This window comes from Mesorhizobium sp. P5_C1 (assembly GCF_054049815.1).
In genome coordinates, this window is the sequence record NZ_JBFULQ010000813.1 from 1 (window position 1) to 1,852 (window position 1,852).

Consider the following 1,852-nt stretch of genomic DNA (forward strand, 5'->3'; position numbering starts at 1 on the left):
CCGCGCACAGCGTCAGGATTGTCGCGAGGACAAAGGCGAACAGCGGCCCGTTTCGCAGGAAATTCGTCAAGATCAGTCCTTCGTTCCAGCGCCCGGCGGATCGTCCGAGATCCGGGCGTAGAGGTAGTGGTCCTGCCAGATGCCGTTGATCCTGAGATAGGATCGCAGAAGTCCTTCGCGCCGGAATCCGGCTTTTTCAAGCACGCGGATCGACCGGGCGTTGTCGGGAATACAGGCCGCTTCGATCCGGTGCAACCTCAGCGTATCGAAGGCGAAGCGCGTCACCACCTTGACCGCGTCGGTCATCAGGCCACGACCGCCAAAGCGCTCGCCGATCCAATAGCCGACATGGCCGCTTTGCGAGACGCCATGGCGTATGTTGCCGAGCGTGATGCCGCCCGCCAGCTTGCCGCTGCTCTTTTCGAAGATGAAGAAGGCGATCGCGGTTCCCTGCGCATAGTCTTCGCGGTAGCGGCTGATGCGCAGCCGCCAGGCAGTGCGGTCGAGTTCGTCGGGAGTCCAGCGTGGCTCCCATGGCTCGAGAAAGGCACGGCTTTCGCCACGCACCGCCGCCCATTCGCGATAGTCATTCGTGAAGGGCACGCGCAGCATGACGTAGTCACCCTTCAGCGCCGGCAGGTCACGGCGAAAGAAAGGGAGCGCGAACACGACGCTTTGAGGGGCTTAGACGGCGAGCTTGCGGGTCGCGGTCTGCGTGCCCGCAAGCGAATCGAGGATCGCCTCGTATGGCGCCAGCGTACCCACAGGCCCGACAGCTGTAAGCGTCGGCTTGGTCGAGAACAGCCGCGACGACAGGTCGGTCAGTCGCTCGATCGTGAGCGCCGACAGCCGTTCCATCAGTTCTTCCTTGGCGATCGGCCGGCCGAACAGAAGCAGCTGCCGCGCGATCTGCGAGGCGCGGCTGGCCGGGCTTTCGGCGGACATGATCAGCCCGGCGCGATATTGGGCGCGCGCCCGGTCGAGCTCTTCCTGCAGGATCTTCTCGCCGGCCTTCTGCAGTTCGTCGATGATGACCGGCACCAGTTCGGCGATATCGCTCTGGCCAGTCGCGGCATGGACACCGAAGACGCCGGTGTCGGAAAAGCCCCAGTGGAAGGCATAGACCGAATAGCACAGGCCGCGCTTTTCGCGGACTTCCTGGAAAAGACGCGACGACATGCCGCCGCCGAGGATCATCGACAGCACCTGCGAGGCATAGAAGTCGCGCACATGATAGGCGCGGCCCTCGAAGCCCAGCACAATCTGCGCGTCCATCAGGTCGCGGTCCTCGCGGAAGTCGCCGCCGACATATTGCGCATATTGCGGGATGGTGCTGTCGGCCTTGCTGCGGAAGCCGCCGAGTTGCTTTTCAACCTCGCGCACGAAATTGTCGTGCTTGATGTCGCCGGCAGCGACGATCACCATGCGCTCGGCGCCGTATTGCCGCTCGATGAAATCGTGCAACTGCTTCGAGGTGAAGGATTTGACGGTTTCCGGCGTGCCCAGGATCGAGCGGCCGATCGTCTGGTGGCGGAAGGCTGTCTCGGTGAAACGGTCGAAGACGATGTCGTCGGGCGTGTCGTGTGCGGCGCCGATCTCCTGCAGGATCACATGCTGCTCGCGTTCGAGCTCCTGCGGGTCGAACTCGGACTCCTGCAGGATGTCGGCAAGAATGTCGACGGCCAGCGGAACGTCGTCGGAGAGCACCCTGGCATAGTAGGAGGTGGTCTCGACGCTGGTGGCGGCGTTGATCTCGCCGCCGACGTCCTCGATCTCCGAGGCGATTTCGAAGGCGCTTCGCCTTTTCGTGCCCTTGAACGCCATGTGCTCGAGCAGATGGGCCATGCCATGC

Annotated in this window: 2 protein-coding genes; both read right to left on the bottom strand. The window is 63.3% G+C overall.

Features of this window, described 5'->3' with window-relative positions:
* Positions 1 to 72: 72 nt before the first annotated feature.
* Positions 73 to 669 (bottom strand): GNAT family N-acetyltransferase, encoded by a 597-nt coding sequence (locus ACXJ7R_RS31565; RefSeq protein ID WP_457155230.1) that lies wholly within the window; start codon positions 667 to 669, stop codon positions 73 to 75.
* Positions 670 to 684: 15 nt separating this feature from the next.
* Positions 685 to 1,852 (bottom strand): M16 family metallopeptidase (locus tag ACXJ7R_RS31570; RefSeq protein WP_457155231.1); only part of this gene is annotated, 1,168 nt, incomplete at its 5' end.